Origin of the sequence: Hoeflea prorocentri (genome assembly GCF_027944115.1) — a bacterium.
GTDB classification, from domain to species: Bacteria; Pseudomonadota; Alphaproteobacteria; order Rhizobiales; family Rhizobiaceae; genus Hoeflea_A; species Hoeflea_A prorocentri.
On the sequence record NZ_JAPJZI010000001.1, the window covers coordinates 2,610,729 to 2,630,413 of the forward strand.

Annotated in this window: 12 protein-coding genes; 10 read left to right on the forward strand and 2 right to left on the reverse strand. The window is 57.8% G+C overall.

Going from position 1 to position 19,685, the window contains the following annotated elements; all coding sequences use genetic code 11:
- The first annotated feature begins 266 nt into the window (after nt 1–266).
- The 10 genes from OQ273_RS12260 to OQ273_RS12305 all read left to right on the forward strand — a co-directional run bounded on the left by OQ273_RS12260 (nt 267) and on the right by OQ273_RS12305 (nt 9,904).
- Nucleotides 267–1,052 carry a GntR family transcriptional regulator gene (locus OQ273_RS12260; RefSeq protein WP_267990786.1) on the forward strand — a complete coding sequence of 262 codons (786 nt, stop codon included), beginning with the start codon at nt 267–269 and terminating at the stop codon, nt 1,050–1,052.
- 244 nt (nt 1,053–1,296) lie between these two features.
- A complete protein-coding gene (locus OQ273_RS12265; RefSeq protein WP_267990787.1) occupies nt 1,297–1,974 on the forward strand; it encodes a class II aldolase/adducin family protein in 678 nt (225 codons plus the stop codon).
- 30 nt (nt 1,975–2,004) lie between these two features.
- The gene (locus OQ273_RS12270; RefSeq protein ID WP_267990788.1) at nt 2,005–2,973 is read left to right on the forward strand and encodes a sugar ABC transporter substrate-binding protein; all 969 of its coding nucleotides are present in this window, start codon (nt 2,005–2,007) and stop codon (nt 2,971–2,973) included.
- Between the two features lie 75 nt (nt 2,974–3,048).
- On the forward strand, nt 3,049–4,560 hold the full coding sequence (locus tag OQ273_RS12275) for a sugar ABC transporter ATP-binding protein (RefSeq protein ID WP_267990789.1): 1,512 nt from the start codon (nt 3,049–3,051) through the stop codon (nt 4,558–4,560).
- Nucleotides 4,560–5,561, forward strand: coding sequence for an ABC transporter permease (locus tag OQ273_RS12280; protein WP_267990790.1), 1,002 nt, complete (start codon nt 4,560–4,562; stop codon nt 5,559–5,561). Before OQ273_RS12275 ends, OQ273_RS12280 begins: the two co-directional genes overlap by 1 nt.
- A gap of 2 nt (nt 5,562–5,563) precedes the next feature.
- On the forward strand, nt 5,564–6,538 hold the full coding sequence (locus OQ273_RS12285) for an ABC transporter permease (RefSeq protein ID WP_267990791.1): 975 nt from the start codon (nt 5,564–5,566) through the stop codon (nt 6,536–6,538).
- Nucleotides 6,539–6,541: 3 nt separating this feature from the next.
- On the forward strand, nt 6,542–7,498 hold the full coding sequence (locus tag OQ273_RS12290; RefSeq protein ID WP_267990792.1) for a carbohydrate kinase family protein: 957 nt from the start codon (nt 6,542–6,544) through the stop codon (nt 7,496–7,498).
- Complete coding sequence (locus OQ273_RS12295) at nt 7,495–8,250, forward strand: SDR family NAD(P)-dependent oxidoreductase (protein ID WP_267990793.1); 756 nt, start codon at nt 7,495–7,497, stop codon at nt 8,248–8,250. The genes OQ273_RS12290 and OQ273_RS12295 overlap by 4 nt, the downstream gene beginning before the upstream one ends.
- A gap of 24 nt (nt 8,251–8,274) precedes the next feature.
- Nucleotides 8,275–9,546, forward strand: a complete 1,272-nt coding sequence (locus OQ273_RS12300; protein WP_267990794.1) for an NAD(P)/FAD-dependent oxidoreductase — start codon at nt 8,275–8,277, stop codon at nt 9,544–9,546.
- A 19-nt stretch (nt 9,547–9,565) separates the two neighbouring features.
- Entirely contained in the window at nt 9,566–9,904 is a 339-nt protein-coding gene (locus OQ273_RS12305; RefSeq protein WP_267990795.1) for a hypothetical protein, read from the forward strand.
- A 67-nt stretch (nt 9,905–9,971) separates the two neighbouring features.
- Here OQ273_RS12305 and OQ273_RS12310 read toward each other — a convergent pair whose 3' ends face one another.
- Together OQ273_RS12310 and OQ273_RS12315 are read right to left on the reverse strand one after the other, a co-directional pair.
- Nucleotides 9,972–12,140: a putative bifunctional diguanylate cyclase/phosphodiesterase gene (locus OQ273_RS12310; protein ID WP_267990796.1), complete on the reverse strand. Its 2,169-nt coding sequence runs from the start codon at nt 12,138–12,140 to the stop codon at nt 9,972–9,974.
- A 197-nt stretch (nt 12,141–12,337) separates the two neighbouring features.
- A complete protein-coding gene (locus OQ273_RS12315) occupies nt 12,338–19,675 on the reverse strand; it encodes a hypothetical protein (protein WP_267990797.1) in 7,338 nt (2,445 codons plus the stop codon).
- Nucleotides 19,676–19,685: the final 10 nt, after the last annotated feature.

Below are 19,685 nucleotides of genomic sequence, written 5' to 3' on the forward strand. Positions count from 1 at the left end.
AGCCCCAGGAGGGAAGCGCAGCATCGCGCGCGAACGACATCGCGACTGACTGGGACATGACGGCCCCCTTGATGGAACCGACTTGCCAATTGCTGACCGGTTGCAGCCGAATGCGGAGATTGCAGAAGCAGCGTAATTTCGTCTAACCTGATGACAACAAAGACATCGCGTTGCGATTGGATCCATTGAAGAAGGCCCGTTACGTGCAAGAAACTGACGAGTTGGAACACCGGGCTGCCCTGCCACGTGGCCGGCCAGGATATGATGTGACGAATGCGGTCGCTGCAGAGGAATTCCATCGTTTTGCCGAAGCAACCGAGTTCCGCCGGGACACGCAAATTCCGCTTTGGGTGCAGCTGAAAAACCTTCTGGAACAGAAAATCCGTGACGGCTCACTGACCGAGAATGCCCGCCTGCCGTCGGAACTTGCCATGGCCAGGATGTTCAATCTTTCCAGGCCGGTTGTTCGCAATGCCCTGTCGGCCCTTGTGTCCGAAGGATTGATCGCAAAACAGGCCAGAAAGGGAATATTCGTTTCAGCCCGCCGCGGTGATTTTGACTTCATGACATCGGCCACCGGGGTATTCGACGATCTCTCGGCCAAGGGGATGGATGTCGAAGAGCGGACATTCGAATTCGGATTGTTTGAACCTGACGAGGAGGAAGCCAAGGCACTGCGGCTTCCTGTCGGCTTCAAGGTGTTGAGATTTGTCCGCGTCTATGTGGCGGATGGCTCGCCGATCACCCATTCGCGCATATCCCTGCCTGCACACCGGCTGCCCGGGATGGAAAATTTCGACATGAAGAGCAAGTCGATTTTCGGCACCATCCGGGAAAGGTTCGGCTTGACGGTCGCGCGGGCGGACCGGTGGATCAAGGGCGGCTTCGCCGATGCGACCCTGGCTGAACGGCTTGAAGTCGAAGAGGGGCACCCCCTGCTGTATATCCAGTCCATCGCCTATGATGCAGAGCAGCTTCCACTGGAATTTTATCGATCCTATTACAACGCAGAGGTTTCTCCCATTCATATCTCGGTTGATGCCAACCGCTGATAAGTCTCTGTATTTTCTGTAGATATAGTCGATTACCCGCCTCCTCCCGGGAGCCGATGACACGATCAATCCGGCCAAACACCGATGGTCACAGCCCGATGTTCTACCCGCCCGCGCCGTTCTAGTCGTACCCAGAATTTGAAGTCTTGTTTCCAAAAAAACGCGATTGACAGGAGTGATATCCAAAGTTAGCGTGCTGGTTATTACCAGAAATACCGGCACGAGTTTTGGGAGGGATTCGCGTTTGTCAGACGGTGAGAGACAAAAGCGTGAGGCGATCGTTGAGCACTGCAAAGCGCTCAACCGAACGGGCCTCAATCAGGGCACAAGCGGAAATATCAGCATCCGTCACGAAGAGGGCATGCTGATTTCGCCGACAAGCCGACCCTATGATTCCCTGATGCCTGAAGATGTCGTTTTCGTTGATAAGGCGGGCAATCCGACTGGGCATTTTGCGCCATCCAGCGAGTGGCGTTTTCACCGGGACATCTTGCTCCATCGTGATGAAGTGAACGCCGTCGTACACGCCCATCCGACGTACTGCACAACCCTTGCCATTATGGGCAAGTCAATTCCGCCAATCCATTACATGCTCGCCGTCTTCGGCGGGTCGACAATACGATGTGCCCCTTACGAGATCTACGGGTCACCGGAACTCTCCGAGCTGGCGGTGAAGGCCCTTGAGGACCGAAAGGCCTGCCTTCTTGCACATCACGGCATGATCGCGGTCGGCAGTTCAATCGAGCAGGCTTTCTGGCTTGCCGGCGAGCTTGAAGCTTTGGCGAAGCAGTATCACGGCTGCCTCCAGCTCGGAGAGCCGCCACTGCTTAGTGAACAACAGATTCAGGACGTCATCGCAAAGATCAGCGAATACGGACTGACCAGCGTTAAGAGCCCGGAAAACAAGGGCCTCGACGCGTGATTGAAGTAGCGCAACACGGAGGAGTGATCCATGACATTCAAAAAACTGGCAAAAGCCCTGGCAACAGCTGCCATAGGTGCCCTTATGGTTTCGGCGACATCGGCGGAGGAGCTGTCGCTCGAAGGCAAAACCATCGGCGTGACTGTCGTCGGCACAAGTCACCACTGGGACCTTCAGGCCTACAAGGGGCAGATCGAGGAGCTGGAACGGCTTGGCGCCGAGGTCATCGCACTGGATGCAGAGCGCAATGACCAGACACAGATCAACCAGATCCAGACGCTGATCGCCCAGCAGCCTGATGCGATTATCCAGCAGCTCGGAAACATCAAGGTTCTTGACCCGTGGCTGAAGAGGATCAGCGATGCCGGCATCCCGTTGTTCACGGTCGACACGATTACCGAGCATTCCGTCAACAACACGACGTCAAACAATTACGGCATCGGTTCCGACCTTGCCCTTCAGATTGCCGAAGATATGGGCGGCGAAGGCAAGATCCTTGTTTTCAACGGCTTCTATTCCGTGCCGGTCTGTAAAATCCGCTATGACCAGCTGAAGTATGTCATGAGCAATTTTTCCGGTATCGAGATGATCGAGCCGGAGCTGAAGGATGTTGCTCCCAATACGGTTCAGCAGGCATTCGCAGACGTGACCGACATGCTGACCAAGTTCGATGAGAACTCGGGTCTCAAAGCTGTCTGGGCCTGTTGGGACCGCCCGAGCGTCGGCGCAACGCAGGCGATTGAAAAGGCCGGCCGCAACGAGGTCAAGGTCTACGGCATCGACGGATCTCCGGACTTCGTCGAAATGATCCTGGACCCGAATTCACCGGCCCAGGCTGTTGCTGCACAGCAGCCCTATGAAATCGGCAAGGGCGCAGCGCAAAATGTCGCCAAATATCTCAATGGCCAGGACATTCCTCCGGTGACCTTTGTTCCTGCGATGATGATCAACAAGGCGAATGCATCGGAAGTCGCTGCCGACTTCCTGCCCAAAAACTAAGTCAGCCAACGGCTCGATACGACCCTACCCGCACCTGACGGGTGGGGTCACCGATGCAAAGGCAAGGAGATCTGCATGTCAAACGTGGCGGTGGATATGCGCGGCATATCCAAGGAGTTTGGCCCTGTAAAAGCCCTGGATAATGTCGATCTTCTGGTGCGCAAAGGCTCCATTCACGGCCTGGTCGGCGCAAACGGGGCGGGAAAGTCCACAATCATCAAGGTCCTTGCGGGCATCTACGCCAATGACGCCGGCACAATCACAGTCGACGGCAAAGCCCTTGAAACGATAACGCCCGCGTCGATTGAAAAGGAAGGCGTGCACTTCATCCACCAGGACCGACTGCTGGTTCCCACAGCAACGGTCGCCGAGGCCGTTTTCCTGAACAACGAACCCAGGGCGGGAATTTTCCTCAACATCAGGAAAATGAAATGCGACGCCGCAGCCCTCATTCAGAAGTATTTCGATGTCGAGATCGATCCGAACACGCTTGTTCGCGATCTCTCTGCAGCAAAACAGAAAATCGTCCAAATCACACGCGCGCTGGCCAACAACGCGAAGGTTCTGGTTCTCGACGAGCCCACGGCAGCGCTTGTTTCAGCTGAAGCAAATAGTCTCTTCAAGGTCTTGCGGGACCTGAAAAACCAGGGCATCGCGATCGTTTTCATCTCGCACTACATGCAGGAGATCATGGATGTGTGCGATGACGTGACCATATTGCGGAACGGCCAGAATGCCGGCAATGTCGAAACATCCAGCACCAGCATTGATGAAATCGTGTCGCTGATGGTCGACCGCGACGCCTCGGAGATGTACCCGCCGCGCGATCACAAGATCGGCAAACCGATCCTTGAGATCGAAAACCTCACACGCAAGGGGCATTTCAACGACATCACAATGTCCCTTCATTCGGGAGAGGTGCTTGGCCTGATCGGGCTCCTGGGCTCGGGCGACAAGCAGCTGCTCAAATGCATGTTCGGGTTGGATCAGGCCGACAGCGGATCCATCAGGTTGAACGGCACGGACCGCTCTTTCAGCGCGCCCTCTCAGGCCGTGCGCGCCGGCATCGCCATGATCCCTGAAGACAGGCGGGCCCACGGTGTTGCCGTCGACCTGACGGTCTTTGAAAACATCTCTGTTGCCTCAATCGATCAGCGCTCAAACAAGGGCTTCGTCAACTTCAAGGAAGAAGCCAAGGTTGTCGACGGATTGATTGGCGAACTCGGCATCAAGACGCCGGACAGGTTCCTGCCGGTGAAAAACCTTTCGGGCGGCAACCAGCAGAAGGTTGTCGTGGCCAAGTGGCTGAGCTGCGACAGCTCTGTCTACCTGCTCGACGATCCGACGGTTGCCGTGGATGTCGGCGCCAAGGTCGAGATTTATAACCTCATCAACCGGCTGGCCGGGGAAGGCAAAGGGCTGATTTTCGTTTCCTCCGACCTGGAGGAAGCCGTGGAGATGTGCGACCGCATTCTGGTCATCTACAAGGGTGAAATCGTGGGCGAATACAAACGTGGTGAGGTAGACAGCAATACGTTGCTGGCGGTGGCATCGGGCGCTTCTGTTGATCAGAGGGAAGCTTCGTAATGTCGGCAAATGAAACAGTCGCACAGGAAAATTCCGTCGATCGCCGGGTAGTTGCCGCGCTGTTTGTGCGCATTGGCGCTTATGCGGCACTTGCGGCAATCCTGCTTTACTTCGCCTTCAATGCCCGGGGCTTCACATCGGCCTTCAACCTGCAAAATGTGGTCGAGCAATCAGCCATTTTGACCATGCTGGCGTTTGGCATGACCTTCGTCTTCATCGGCACGGGAACGGACATCCAAAAGGGTGGCGTCGATCTGTCGGTCGCCGCCAATGCAGGGCTTTGCGGCGCGGTGCTGGTAACGGTTATGAATCTCGGCTACTCGGAGATTGTCGCCATTCCGATTACGCTGCTTACCGGAATGGCGATGGGCTTCCTGAACAGCATTGCCGTCGTCAGTTTCCGCATCATGCCTCTTCTGGCAACCCTTGCAGTCATGAACATCGCTGCCGGACTGGAGCTGACCATTACGGAAAACTCCGTGGTTGGCGTGGAATCAGAACTTCTCTCAGCGCTGCAATTTGGACGTTTCCTCGGCATCTCGGCCCTTGCCTGGATCCTGCTCCTCTTTACCGCCTTTGCGGCCACCCTCGCCCACTTCACACCGTTCGGCGTCAAATTATATGCCGTCGGCGGGTTCACCGAAGCCGCGCGCGCGGCCGGTCTGAATGTCGGCTTTTATGTCTATTTCAGCTACATGTTCTCCGGCCTGTGCGCGGCAATTGCCTCGATCATGATCGTATCAAGACTTTCCGCCGCCTCGCTGGGCACCGGCCTCCTGCTGCTTCCGGTTCTGGCGGCCGCATTGCTCGGGACCGTTTTTTCCCGCCGGTTCGTGCCGACAATCGGCGGAACGCTGATCGCCTCCCTGTTCATCGGCTTTCTCGCCAACGGGTTCCAGCTGCTTGGGATTTCCTCGTTCTGGGTCAGCGGCGTTCAAGGCGCGCTCATCCTGCTTGTTGTCGCGCTGACATCGTTCGCCAAACCAGCGCAGGGATCGTGATCATGGAAAACACACAAAAAATGCCCCTGAGCCTGAGCAGGCTATCGAACCTCATTCTGCCGATCGCGTTTGTTGCGGTCATCATTATTTTTTCCATCGCTTCGGAAAGCTTTCTGTCCTTCCAGAATTTCTACAATGTGGTGGCAAACAAGGTCGTGCTTCTTGCCATCGTTTCTCTCGGCATGACGATCGTGATAGCGGCCGGCGGCATCGACCTGTCCGTCGGCGTGTCGGTTGATATGTCGGCATTGGTTTTCTTCACGCTGCTCGCGGCCGGCTACAGCGCCGTATTCGGCGTCGCGGGCGGGCTTTTTGCAGCGTTCTGTGTCGGGGCCTTGAACGCGTTCCTGATCAACAAGCTGAAAATCGATGCCTTCCTGGCGACCCTGGGTGTGCTTTTCATCGGAAGCTCGGTTCAGCGGCTTTCGACGAATGGTGGCACGCCGATCACGCTGACAACGGAACAATATGCGCCCACTTTCCGGGCCATTTCGGACACCCAAATCCTTGGATTGGCATTGCCGATATGGATTTTGATCCTGTGCTCAATCGCGGTTTATGTCGTCCTGCACAAAATGGTTTTCGGTCGTTACGTGGCGATGCTTGGAGCCAAACCAGGCGTCGCCCTCTACTCCGGCGTCAGGGTGCCGAGGGAGCTGTCAAAGGTCTTTGTTTTCTGTAGCGTGTTGTGCGGTATCGCCGGCATACTGCTGTCCTCCCAGGTCAAATCCTACATTCCTCTTTCCGGTGATGCGTTCCTTCTTGACGCCATCGGCGCAACCTTCATCGGCACCGCGCTGACATCCGACCGGCGTCCGTCGGTTCTCGGCACGCTGATGGGTGTCTTCCTGCTGGCGATCATGCGCAACGGGCTTCTGCTGATAGGCTGGAACTTCTTCTGGCAACAGGTCGGCATCGGCGTCCTGATCTTTGTGGTGCTCGCCCTTTCCTTTGGCCTCAAGAAACGGGGAGAATGACCGTTGCCGAAATTTGATCTCTCAGCCATCGGGTTCCTTGTTCTGGATACGCTGTGCGCCCATGCGGACGCCATGCCGCCAAAGGGCGGAGCGACATTTGTCGAGCAGATGACGATGACCGTTGCGGGAACGGCAGGAGCGACTGCCCTCGATTGCGCCATGCTCGGGCTGAATGTTCAGATTGCAGCCGAAGTCGGCCATGACCCGATGGGCGACTGGCTTGTCTCTGAAATGGCTTCAAAGGGCATGAATGTCGATCTAGTGTCGCGGTCGTCCGGCGCACAAACCGCCATGTCCATGTTGCCGATCAGCTCGGATGGCGCGCGCTCGGCCTTTTTCGTTCCCGGGGCCTCAAACACGTTCACACTCTCGGAACCGGCAATGGAACAGGCGCTCGATGCGGATATCATTCATCTGGGCGGAACGGGCCTGCTCGCCAGTTTCGACGGCGAACCATCCAGAAAGCTGCTGGAGCGGGCAAAGTCACTGGGCCGGACGACGGTTTTTGATCTCATCCTGGCAAATGAAGAAACCATCGGCCTTGTCGAGCCCCTTTTGGAACATATCGACTATTTTGTCCCCTCGATTGAGGAAGCAAGCGCCATGGCCGGCAAAAGTGAGCCAGCTGCGGTTGCGGAATGGTTCCGGGCAAAGGGCGTGAAAAATGTCGTACTGACACTGGAGGGTGACGGTGTCTTCGTGCTGCCTCATGACGCAGAGGCATTTCAACTCCCGGCGCACCAGGTCGAAGTTGTCGACACAACCGGATGCGGAGACAGTTTCACCGCCGGTCTCATTACCGGTGTGTCCAAAGGCTGGTCTCTGCGCGACAGCGCAAGATTTGCAAACACGGTCGCCGCGCATGTGGCATGCGGGCTTGGAAGCCAGGGCATCCTGAAGGATTTCGATACCACGAAAAAGGCGATGAACGACTGGCCATTGAAGGAGTTGAAGCAGTGATCCTTGAAGGAAAGACCGCGCTGATTACCGGAGCTTCGCGGGGCATCGGCGCCGCGCTCGCACAGGGACTTGCCGCAGCGGGCGCAGATATCGTTATCGCTGACCTTCCAGGTCAGGACGAGGCCAAGGCAAAGGTCCGGGGCCACATCGAGGCTGCAGGGCGGCGGTGTGAACTGGTCGAGCTGGATGTTACCGACAAGGAAAAGGTGGAAGCCGGTATCGCGGAAGCGACCGCGGCCATGGGACAGATCGATATCCTGGTCAACAACGCAGGCATTCTTGTTGCGACGGAGCTGGAGAAGCTTGACGTAGAATCCTGGGACGCGCATTTCGACGTTAACGCAAAGGGTGTCCTGCTTTGCACCAATGCGATCCTGCCGCAGATGCGACAGCGCAAGGCGGGCCGCATCATCAATATAGCGTCCCTCGCCGCGCGCCAGGGCATTCCGACGGAGGGCCACTATGCCGCAACCAAGGCCTCTGTTGTGACACTCACCCGGGTCTACGCGCAGGAAGTGGGCTCAGACGGCATCACCGTCAACGCAATTTGTCCGGGCATCATCCTGACCGAAATGGCCATGAACAAGCTAGGCAGCCAGGAAGAGGTGGACAAGTGGTCTCAGTCCACGTCGCTCAAACGGCTTGGCGACCCCAAGGATGTCGTCGGACCGGCAGTATTCTTTTCGTCTGACCTTTCGGACTATGTGACCGGTCAGGCGCTCAATGTGTGCGGTGGCCTCTACTTCCACTAGGCGGCCGGCCCACCGGGAGGAACGATGGTAAAGCAGTCTCGACGTCAATTTGTCGGAGCTGGCATCGCCGCACTTGCGCTCGGTACCGCCGCAAGGGCTCAGAGCGCCGGCAGTCAGGCGGCCACGCACCGCGTCGTTGTCATCGGAGGCGGCGCAGGCGGAGCGACCGCTGCACGGCATATTGCGCGGGCCACAAAGGGCGAGATTGACGTAACACTGATTGAGGCCAACAAGACCTACCGGTCATGCTTTTTCTCAAATCACTATCTTGGCGGCTTTAGAGACTTCGGCGGACTTGAGCACGGTTACGGGACCCTTGCCTCTGACTACGGGATCACCGTTGTCCATGACCTTGCCAAGGCAATTGATCGTGACAAGAAGAAGATCGAGTTGACTGGCGGATCCCTGCGCTACGATACGCTGATCCTCGCGCCCGGCATCGATTTCGTCGACGGCTCAGTGAACGGCTGGTCGCTCGACGATCAGGATAAAATGCCGCACGCCTATCAGGGTGGAGCACCGGTTCGCCTGCTTCGCGCGCAGATTGAGGCAATGCCGGCAGGCGGCGTCTTTGCCATCGTGCCGCCGCAGGGCACCTATCGATGCCCGCCCGGTCCCTACGAACGGCTAACGATCATTGCCCATCTGCTCAAGCAGATCAATCCAACGGCAAAAATCATCATTGCCGATCCGAAGCCGCTCTTTTCAAAGATGTCCCTGTTCCGCGAAAGCTGGCGCAAATATTACAAGGGCATGATCGATATGAACTCCGACGTCGACATGTCGACATTCGAAGTCGACCCGGACGACATGACAATCAGGCTCGATGGCGAGACGATCAAGGTCGATGCCTGCAATGTCATCCCCTCGCAAAAGGCCGGAAAAATAGCCGAGCTCGCCGGTCTAACAGTTGATGGCTGGGCGCCTGTTTACGCCCATGACATGCGTTCGAAGGTTGACGACAATATCTACGTGCTTGGAGATGCGGCGGCCCAGGGCGATATGCCGAAATCAGCCTTTTCGGCCAACTCGCAGGCCTTTGCCTGTGCCGAGGCCATCCTCGCGCGGCTCCAGGACCGGGAGCTGCCCGAACCTGACTACAACAATATCTGCTGGTCACTGCTTGCGCCTCAAGACAGTGTGAAAATCGGGGCCAGTTACGAGGCGACGCCTGATGGCATCAAACGCGTCGAAGGATTTGTTTCCCAGCGCAGGGAAGGTGCCGAGATCCGCAAAGAGACCTACGAGGAATCTCTTGCGTGGTACGAATCCATTGTTGCTGATATGTTTGGCTGAGGCTCTTGGGAGGAAGGGTATGAAACGATTTGCTGCATTGCTGTTCGGCATCGTGCTGACCGGCCCGTCCCTTGCAAAGGATGCAAAATTCGTCGGTGTTTGGGAGGGGGATTACGAGACCCCGATCTACACAAAGATTGTGCTCAAGGACGATCAGAGCCTGACCTATTGTGAGGTCTCCCACTGCCGCCAGGTCAATTGCATGGAGATGGCCTATACGGGATCGTTTGCCTCAAAGTTCGAGTATCAGGATGCGTTGGGCAAATGGGAATTCGTCCGCATTTCCGAAGACGAGTTCGAGGGCACCTATACCCACGTGGAAGGCGATGTCTCTACGGCCTATTACGAGCCGGAATAGGGCGCGCGGTTTTTCGAACTAACAGACTGCCGCTGTCGTTTGTTCAAGACGATGAGGGCTTTCTGTTTCACGCCACTTTTTCAGCAGCCAGCAGGCGCTCGGCGACGTGTTGCTTTGGCATTGGTTTTCCGAGCAGATAGCCCTGCCCCATATTACAGCCCAGCGACTTCATGGCTGCCAGATGGCGCTCGGTTTCAATGCCTTCGGCTATGGTCTCGATCTTCAGCTTCCGCCCCAATTCCAAAACCGAACCGACGATTTCGTGCGACAGGGTATCGGAGTCCACCAGCTTCACGAAAGACCTGTCGATCTTCAGTTTATCGAAGGCAAAATGCTGTAGTAGCGTCAGGGAGGAATAGCCGGTGCCGAAATCGTCCAGAGCGATCTGTACGCCCAGTTCCTTGATCTTCCGCAGCTCTGCAATCGAGGCACTTTCGTCAAGCAGCGCCGTTTCGGTTACCTCCAGTTCCAGACTTTCGGGCGGCAGGTTCCAGCGGTGCAGGGCCGCCAGGACCTGTGCCGCAAAACCGCTATTGCCCAGCTGTCTTGGCGACACGTTGACCGCAATACGTGTCGTGCCATCCCAGCCTTGATGATCCTTCAGCGCCTGGTTCAGAACCCAGTTGCCAAGGCTGCCGATAGACCCGTTCTGCTCAGCCGCCTGGATAATGTCGATCGGCGCCATGTACTCCGACTTGCTGCCGTTCCAGCGGATAAGCGCCTCAAAACAGTAATCCTTCGCGGTCTGCAAACAGACCATAGGCTGATAGTGAACGGTGAGCGTTTCGGCATAGGTGTCCTGCTTGACAAGCGCCCGCATTTTTTTCGAGCGTTGCAGTTCACTGGCGTTTGAATCATCAAACGCCTGATACCGTCCCCGACCATCCTTCTTGGCCTTGTAGAGCGCAAAATCAGCACGGGAGAGCGCGCTTTCCAGATCGCATTGACCAGTGATTGTTTCACAATATCCGACACTTATGCTGAAATTGATCACCGCGCCCTTGAAACGGAGTTTTTCATCCATCCGCTTCACGACCTTGTCGGCAAGCGACTGTGCCACATCACTATTTGCTTCGGCCTTCAGTTGCACAAGGATTGCAAACTCATCCCCGCCCAGCCGCGCCACCACATCGGTCGAACGCACACAACTCTTCAGCCGCTCCGCGACACTCATGATCACGGTGTCACCGGCCTCATGGCCGTAATTGTCGTTCACGGCTTTGAAGTGATCGATGTCGATCAGCATGATGACCAGCCGCCCGTCCTGCTGGTTCCGCTGCTCGAACTCCATGTTGAACTTGGTCCGATTGGCCAGATCCGTCATGCCGTCATGGAGAGAAGCCCGCTCGGCTCTTTCCTGCGCCAGGACGCGCTCCGTAATATCCGAATGCGTTGCGACCCAGCCTCCATCCGGCATGGCAGTGTGAATGGAAGAGATGACGCGGCCGTTGTTCAGGCGAACTCCGCCCTCAACGGTTTCGCCCCGCGCCAGGCCCTCGCGCAGTTGGGAGAGCATGTCGTCATAGTCTTTGGTCCCAAAACCTTCGAAACCGTTCTCGTGACGTTGTGAACCAATCAGCTCTCTTAGCGAAGAACCTTTGCGAGCCAGGGCCGGATCAACATCGAACATTTCGATATAGCGCTGGTTCCACAGCGTAAGGCGAGCATCAGCATCAAAAACCGTGATACCCTGGTCCATCTGCTCAAGTGTCAGCTTCAGCTCCGATTGGCGTTCAGCGGCAATCCGGCGCACATCCTGCCGCTCCAGCAGCGAATTGAGAATCGATTGCAGATTGGCAAGCGTTCGACTGTCATCAGCCGTAAGGACGGTGCGCCTGGAACACATGATCGAAAGCACACCGACTGGCTTTGTGCTGTTTGCCCGATCATGTGCAGTCATCACCCCCGGCCCACCAACGTGCAATGGAAGGCCTACGAAAAGCGCACCACCTGTCTGGTCCGGCTCGACCACCAGTCTTTGCCCGGTCGTCAGAACGCTCTCAACCAGTTTCTCGTGATCGTGCAATTTGGAAAATCCATCACCTTTCGACGCCAGGATTTTGTGTTGACCTTGGGTGATTGTGGATAGGGCCGCCCCCTGGCAACCGATCGACGCAACGGCCAGGTCAACGACAGCCCGTTTGTCCGGAAAATCTACTGAAATCGAATTCGCGCCTTCGGCCGGTTGGCGACCGGTATCAGGTTGCACCAGCTTCCCATGACTATCTTCTGCCATTCACGCGCTCCGGTATTGGCTACGACCCTTTCAAGTTCAATGTTCTAACAAAAACGATTTAGCATTCGGTAAAGGCGGTTGAGACGGCAAGCCAGGAACTAAACGACAGGTTGCCGCGGGACAGTCGCCGACGCATGTTTCATCGGCTATCGACCATGGCGGCCGCATGACGCACTATCGGAAACTGATCCACCGCCTCAGAACTTCATTTTGAGCCCGACGCCGCCGCCATAGTTCTGGACGTCGGATGAGAAGAGTGCATCGACACCCGCCTCGAAGGTGAAGCGGTCGTTGATCTGCGCTTCGATATTGACCCCGAGATTGGCGAAGTAACGCTCGGCCTCGTCGATCAGCGTGAAGGCTGGACCGCCAACGGAAAACTGCGCCGTTGTCGAACTGGTCACATCGCCCGCAAAGGCAAGGAAGCCGGCATGGAATGTCGCCTTGGCAGCCATGCCGCCAAGCTGGAAGTTGGAGATTACATCAACAGACGGGTTGAAGCTGAACAGCGTGTTCTCGATCGTGCCGATATGAAGCTGATAATCTCCAGCTCCTGTCTCGCTGAACGCGCCCTGGCGGATATGAGTCACGCCCGTGCTGAAGGACGGCTTGACCGTCACTCGGTCATTGACCGCGAAGGCATGGGCCAGACGCATATGGCCAGAACCCCAGGCAAGGTTCGGCTTGGCCGTCGCCGCTGCCCAGCCGGACGTATGGAATGCATAGCGGGTAAAGTCATACTGGCTATAGCCCCCGGAGATCGATCCTGACAGTTCCGTTGCGCCGAACGTGCGGGTCAGCATCACACCTGTCTGGATACGGTAGCCGTCGGAGTTGAAGGTGGTGTTGGACTGGCTGATGTTTTCAAAGCCGAGGGCGAAGCCCAGCATCCAGTCGGTTGCGATCTCGGAACGGACACCGGCAGCCATGGCAAAGGCGTTTTCATCATAGTCGATGGAGTTGGTGCTGCGGTCTCTATTATGAGACGTGCCGCCCATCTGTATCCAGGCGCAGGTGCTGTCCCAATAGTGGGTTGCGTGTCCGGAAGGCTTTTGTGCCTCACAGCCGCCCAGCATCTCTGAAAAGCGGTAGGAAGAATACAGCGCCGCATCGGCGGCAACAAAGACATCGCCCGGAGCAAGCCTGTCATAAAGGGCGGCAAGCTCCGAGGCACTTGCCGCACCCAGCACACTGGTGGCGATGGATTCGATGAAGGCAAAGGAGGAACCGGAGGCAGCCGCAGCCGGCGCAACCGAAGCAGAAGCAACGGACGGCACCGCAAGCGCTGTCGTCGTTGTGCTGGTGCTGCTTTCAAGCTCATCAATGCGCGCGGCAATCAATTCCTCGACGAGATCGTGGATCTCCGCCTGATTGGCCGACAGAAGCGAGACAACCGAGGAAAAGTCGACCGTATAGGAAAGCTTTGCCTCGCCGCCGGATTCCTTGTCGAGCGAATAATCGACCACCGCACCATCCGTGACCGTCAGATTGTCGATATCGAGATTGTCCGGTCCGCCGGCATACATGATGCCGATTTTGCCTGAGTCGCCGGACGTCTTCAGGTTCGTACCGGTCAGGTTCACTTCAAGCGTGCCGGTCGGCGTGTAGGTCGTGGTTTGTATTTCGAACGTCAGATAGTCGGCGTCGTTGTCCGTCAAAGGACCGCCCATTTCCAGATCAAACAGGAATGTCCCGGACGTTGTGGTGAGCGTGCCCTCATAGATGGTTTCGATGATCTTGTCCGCGCCGCCGATGGAGATTGAACCGGCATTGTCCAGGACACCATCCTCCCCAAGATTGACATTCTTGCCGGTCTCGAACACGCCGCCGCTCATATTGTTGAACGTGTTGGTGCTGCTGTCGGAAAGGGCAAACTCACCGGTGATCGTGCCGTTATTGTTGATCGTATTGACGGGTGCCGAGGAATTGAGGAGCCCGGCATTGATATCGCCGCCCGACAGAGTGCCGTCATTGTTGATCGTCAGCGTAGCGGCCGACAGAACGGTGATCGGCTCATTGGCGGATGTGCCGGTCGTTGAAAGGCTCCCGCCTTCAGCGATGTTGATCGTCACATCGCCGGCTGAAGCATCGCCGTCACTCTGGGCGACGATGCCCCAGCCGCCAGTGCCGGAGGAGGACACGCCGGCATTGAGATTGATGGTGATATCGCCGCCATTGCCCGCAGAACCGCCGAGGCTCTGAGCAAAGATCGCGGCCGAATAGTCACCGGAAACACTCAGCGTATCATTGACTGTGACGTTGACTGCGCCGCCGTCGCCCGTATCGCCGGCATTGCCGACATTGGCTGTAACCGTCGTGCCGTCATCAATGCCGGCCGCACCGCCGCCTCCGCCAATCGACTGGGCGAAGATGCCATGACCATTCTCGCCCGTCGTGGTGATGGCGTGGGCGACAATCGTCACCTCACCGCCATTGCCGCCGTCTCCCGCGGTGCCACCGCCGACAACACCAAGGCCGAAACTGTCGGTCGAGAAACTGGAACTTAATGCCAGGGCAATATTGCCGGCAGCGCCACCGCCGCCACCCACCGATTGGGCAAAGATGCCCATCGCGCCCTGACCGGCGGTGGTCACGGCTCCGTGGTAATTGATCGCGACAACACCGCCATCGCCAGCGCCACCTCCAAGCCCGCCAATGGTAACGTCAGTCAGCAGGTCACCGCCGCCGATGCCCCCCGCTCCGCCGCCGCCGCCGATCGACTGAGCGAAGATGCCGGCCGCATGATCACCGGTCGTGGAAATATCGCCGCTGCCCGTAATGGAGACTTCGGCCCCACTGCCGAGAGCACCGTCCTGGCCGCCAATGCTCATTGACCAGCTGGTCAAGGTTGATGAGACCGTCAGCGTGTCCGTGGCCAAAATATCATTGTACCAGCTGTTGAGGTTGGTCAGCGTATCTGCATCGGCGAACACGTAGTCCGACATGACCTCTTCGATATCGCCGGCGTCATAGAACGCGGTCTGGAAATCCGTTGCAAAGTCCGGACTGCCAAGCTGCCCGTCTCCACCGGTTCCGCCGCCGCCTCCGATGGACTGGGCGAAGATGCCGTGGCCGGCCAGACCGTCCGTGCCGATCCGGGCGGAGTTGGCAATTGAAACCGTGTTTCCGTCACCGCCAGTCGCACCGTTGCCGCCAACGGCAAAGCTTGCATCGAGCGACGACGTATTGGTCCCGGCGCCGTGGGACGTCATGAGCTGGGTCACGCTGTAGGCGGACGCTATTCCGGCATCACCGCCACCGCCGCCGATCGATTGGGCGAAGATGCCCCGCGACGCCTCGCCGGACGCATCGATCTCGCCGTCGTTGACGATCGTAACGGTATTGCCGTCAGCGCTGTTTCCGCTTGTACCGCCGAGCGTGAATATCATATCAACCGCGACCGCGTTTCCGTCGGCGATATCCAGAAAGTTCAAAAGTACGGCCCCTGCCGTATCGGCCCGTCCGCCAACACCGCCGATTGACTGGGCATAAATACCGGAAGAACCGGCCTTGCCGGTTTGCAGTTTTGCCGTGTTCTCGACATAAACCGTGCCGCCATCGGAGCTTTGGCCGCCCTCACCGCCCACAGCAACGGAAACCGACAATTTGACATCGGTCGAATCAATGTTGCTCAGGACAAAGGCATTGCCGCCGGATCCCCCGCCGGCACCGACAGACTGGGCAAAGATTGCATCGGAGTAAAAGCCCCCGGTGTTGATCTCCTGATAATTATAAACCTTGGCGTCGCCAACCGTGCCCGAGGAGCCGGCGAGATTTCCAATGGTCACCTCTGTCGTAAGGGTTTGACCGGAGGTCGGGGACAGAACACCCGAATAGCTCAAACCGGCCTCGCCGCCGGCGCCGCCCATTGTCTGGGCGACAATGCCGCGCGAACGGTACCCTTGCGTGATGATGCCACCATTGTTGGTCACTTCAACCATGCCGCTGGTGTTTTTCGAACCGCTGTCACCCCCAAGCTTCAGGCTTACATCGGTTGCAAATGACTGCGTGCTCAAATCAGCTTGGGCGACGATCCCGGTATAGCCGCCTGAGCCGCCAAGGGACTGGGCAAAAATTCCGTGCGAATTGGCGCCTGATGTACCAAGGCTTGCAGTATTCTGCACAACAACATCGCCCGCTGTTCCCTTTTTACCCTCTGAAGAACCAAGCGAGACCGAAAGGGAATCCAAGGCCAGGTCACTGGCAGACACAAGGGCGATTGACACGCCGCCGCCGCCGGCAACGCTTTGACCAAAAAGAGCCGATGCGTGATCGCCCAGCGTGGTGACTGATCCAATGGCCTCGAGGCTTACATCCCCGGACATACCATCGCTGATTGTACCGCCTTGGGATTTAGCGGTAAAACCATCAACGTCGAATGTGTCGGCGCTTGCGACATAGGAGCCATAGCCGCCTGAATTGCTTATGCTTTGCGCCAGGATACCGATACTGCCATCGCCTTGCGTGCCGATAGACCCGTCAGTCAACACCGTAACCGTATCGGCGTCCGTGCCATAGCTGGAATCGTTGCCAACCGTCAAATCGACACCCGTTCCCGACGTGACATCGCCCGCAAGGATCATCGCCAGGCTACCGCCACCGCCGCCGACCGATTGTGCCAGGATCGCAACGGCACCGTCGCCGGTTGTCGTCAGATCAAGCCCCGACTGATGATAGACCTCGACCTGACCTCCCAGGCCGGACCGTTCCGGTTGGTTTGTTGTGATGGATTGCCCGAGAGAGAGCGAATGATCTGCATCCTTCATACTCCCAATTGACGAGGTCCATCCGCCGGCCCCACCGCCTGCGCCAATCGATTGGGCCAGAATGGCATGCGAACCATGACCGGATGTCCCGATGACATCATTGACAGTCACCGTGACCTTATCGGCAGAACCGCCTTGCCCATTTGTCCCACCTACCTCAGCAGTGAATTTTGCTTCGGAGACCTCATCGCCGGTGAGCACAAAACCGGCCTCGCCGCCGCCGCCGCCGATCGATTGGGCGATCACGCCATGGGCTATATTACCCCCTGTCGTTATTTGAGCATCGACGGTGACGTCTACAACCCCTCCGCTGCTCGACCCACTGTCCCTGCCACCCTCACCGCCAAGCCAGAACGCTGTGTCAGCCATAACTTTGGATGTGTAGTCAATTGCGGTCGCCGATGAGCCGCCGCCGTCGGCAACCGACTGCGCCAACAGACCATGCGCATTGTCGCCTGATGTGCCGATGGTGAAATAGGTATCTACTATTTCTACAAAACCGCCAGAGCCGATTGATTCGGCAATGTCATCAGCTTCCTCGTTTACCTTCGGCACCTGGCCGAAGCTGACAACAATGGTGATATCTTCGCCGACCGATAGATCATTGACGCTATAACCACCTCCGGCCACAGATTGTGCCATCAGTCCACGCGCCAGATCTCCTGTCGTCGTGATGCTGCCGGGTAATCCGCTGTTCACAAGGATACCACCGCCATCGCCGCCGCCTCCGCCGGTACCACCCAACCTTTGCGAGAATTTGGCTTCAGGTGTCACATCACTGACACCATAACCGCCGCCAGCGCCGATGGATTGCAAAACGACGCCGCCTGCACCGACATCCATTGTTGTGATGGTCATTCCATCCAGTGCCGCGCTGACCGTGCCGCCATCCCCGGCAGGGCTGCTCTTCTTGGCGCCGATAGATGTCACCCCTGTATCGGTCGAACGGGCAATTCCTCCACCTGCGCCGATAGATTGGGCAATGACACCAGCGGAATACGCAGCGTTCGTTTCAATCCGGCTTCCGTCGTTCAAATCGACTGTCGCTGTCCCGCCGTTTCCGCCATAGGCGTCTCCTTCGGCGCGTATGGCTATGTCATCATCATCATCGTCGGAATACATCACGCCACCACCGCCGCCGATGGATTGAACGACGGCACCGGCGGAAAACGTGCCGCCGGTGAAAATCGATGCTCCATCTATGAGTGTGGCTACCGCATCGCCGCCATCGCCAATCGACTCTTTAGCTCCGCCGACAGTCGTCACACCGTCGCTGTCCATGGCTTTGCCGCCGCCGCCGCCAACGCTTTGAACCAGAACGCCCTCGGCATTGTCGCCATGGGTCTGCACACCGGCGCCCGCAGCAAGGATAAGCTCAGCCTGTCCGCCATCGCCGCCACTTCGCTCATTGGTACCATAGGTCTGAACCGACGTGGACACGCCGGCGGTCCCGCCAAACCCGCCGATGCTCTGCAGCAATATGCCCGTGCTGAATTGCCCAAGCGTTTCTATCTCGCCATCGAATTCGACAAAGACCCGGTCGGCTGTTCCCCCTTCGAGAAGACTTCCGTAGGATCCGCCCGAACCGCGTGTCGATTTTCCGCGCTTTCCGCCGCCACCGCCAAGACTTCTGGCCAGCACGCCGGCAGCCATCTCACCAGTCGTTGCCAAGGACACTCCGGAAAGGCTCACATCCACCGTGCCGGCCGCCGCTCCCGCCGCACCGTCACCGCCATGGCCGTTCTCTGGCCAAACGGGTTCGGCTTTTCCCCCATCGCCTCCGGTGCCGCCCACGGATTCAATCCAGACTATGGACCTCCCATCACTACTGTTGCCGACCGAGACGGTTTCACTGAACGAGAGTGCGACCGATATGTTGCCGGCGGCGGCTCCCGTGCCTCCGTCCCCGGCATGGGTTGTATCGGTGCTTGATGCGGAGCCGCCGGCACCACCGTCTCCGCCTTTGGATGCGGCGAAAACCAGGATGCTTTCATCGCCGACAAGGTCCGATATATCCCCGCTATCGACCTCTACCGTCAGGTCTCCGGCGGCACCACCCACGCCGCCGTCACCACCCAACCCGTTTCCGGTGCCGACATTACCCCCTCCCCCGGTCCCCCCATTTCCACCCGAGGAGACAAGGTTGAAAACAATCCCCTGATAGGAGGTCACCTTACCAATTCCGCCGCTTCCGATCTTTATCGTCTGCAAGCCGGCAGCACCGCCCTGACCACCATCCGTGGCCTCATTGTCCGCATAGCCCTCGCCGCCGTCACCGCCCCTGCTTTCCAGGGAGAATATGCTCTCGCCATCGAAGTCGGTCGCATTGTCGAGTGTCAGATTGATGAAGCCAGCGGAACCGCCATCGCTGCCATTGCTGCCCGCCAATGCCGCGGCTCCTGCTCCCCCCTGGAGGCCCACCGTCAGGACGGTCTCGCCCGACGCGCTCGCCCCGTATTGGGAGGAACCATCAAAGGACACATCCACTGAAGTGGTGTCAGCGCCCGGATCGGCAATATCCGAAAATACAAGCGGGCCTGAATCGTTCGTCAGGTTCTCGATCTTGACCTCGGTGACGTCGTCAAGGTCGACGGTCTCGCCGAGATCAAGATCGCCATTGCAGGTCGTCGTGGTTCCCGAGGTGGAACAGTCGGCGATGGCAGGCACCGTGCAATAGACAAAGAACGAGCCGGCGAGCGCGGCAAACGCAACGCCCGGATTACTCCAGTGCTCGTCAGTCCGAGCCCTTTGACGCTCCCGCGTTCTCATATTCCACCGC

Coding starts and splice junctions, on each gene's coding strand:
- OQ273_RS12270 (WP_267990788.1), top strand. CDS start 2,005: ATGACATTCAAAAAACTGGCAAAAGCCCTGGCAACAGCTGCCATAGGT.
- OQ273_RS12275 (WP_267990789.1), top strand. CDS start 3,049: ATGTCAAACGTGGCGGTGGATATGCGCGGCATATCCAAGGAGTTTGGC.
- OQ273_RS12315 (WP_267990797.1), bottom strand. CDS start 19,675: ATGAGAACGCGGGAGCGTCAAAGGGCTCGGACTGACGAGCACTGGAGT.
- OQ273_RS12280 (WP_267990790.1), top strand. CDS start 4,560: ATGTCGGCAAATGAAACAGTCGCACAGGAAAATTCCGTCGATCGCCGG.
- OQ273_RS12310 (WP_267990796.1), bottom strand. CDS start 12,140: ATGGCAGAAGATAGTCATGGGAAGCTGGTGCAACCTGATACCGGTCGC.
- OQ273_RS12305 (WP_267990795.1), top strand. CDS start 9,566: ATGAAACGATTTGCTGCATTGCTGTTCGGCATCGTGCTGACCGGCCCG.
- OQ273_RS12300 (WP_267990794.1), top strand. CDS start 8,275: ATGGTAAAGCAGTCTCGACGTCAATTTGTCGGAGCTGGCATCGCCGCA.
- OQ273_RS12285 (WP_267990791.1), top strand. CDS start 5,564: ATGGAAAACACACAAAAAATGCCCCTGAGCCTGAGCAGGCTATCGAAC.